This window comes from Paenibacillus sp. P4_E11, from assembly GCF_056401635.1.
The window spans coordinates 1-677 of record NZ_JBFUIX010000660.1 but is presented as its reverse complement, the minus strand read 5'-3'; the positions used below and the strand labels follow the sequence as shown (position 1 = coordinate 677).

Sequence of the window (677 nt, the reverse complement as noted above, 5' to 3'; positions counted from 1 at the left end):
GTATATATTTATTTAATGTATACCACATTCTTTTTGCTGGGCTACCATTTTTCTAAATCAAATAAAGGTATCTCATTAATTCAAAATGGAATCTTTTTTTCAGCATATATTTTAGTGCTGTTCGGATATCTCTGCTTATTTGCAAACGTTTCTTATCAAGATTCGATATTAACTGGCAGGCTAGCAAGTGTCTTTCAATATCCCAATAGCTATGCGGCTTATTTGRTGGCTATTATATTATCTGCACTTTATATGTCTGCTACTGCAAAAAATAAATATATAGTTGGCCTCCACTGTTTTATGCTGCTACCTAGTATGCTGTCGTTCTTACTAACATACTCTAGAGGAGCATATTTATTATTTCCAATTGTATTAGTAATTGGACTTATATTTTGTACCACACGGAAACAATTAGTAATTGTGTTTTCATTAATAACAACAGTAATATTTTCATTGCTTATTATGAATAAAATAGGAGTCTACGGAGAGGAGCTGCAAATTAATCCGAGTAGCTTTTTATCCGTAAAAGCATGGTGTATTTTAATATTTTCCTCATTAGCAAATACGGTAATTATTCATCAATCGACAAAATACTTTAGGAAAAAAATAGGAAGTAAAATTGAACAAATTAGATATTCCTCTTTAATCATACCTATAGGTGCCGTACTACTTGGTTT

1 pseudogene is annotated in these 677 nt (G+C 30.8%); it reads left to right on the top strand.

The window, feature by feature from the left end:
* Positions 1-677: pseudogene (locus tag AC1DWB_RS36760) on the top strand (hypothetical protein); the annotation flags it as partial.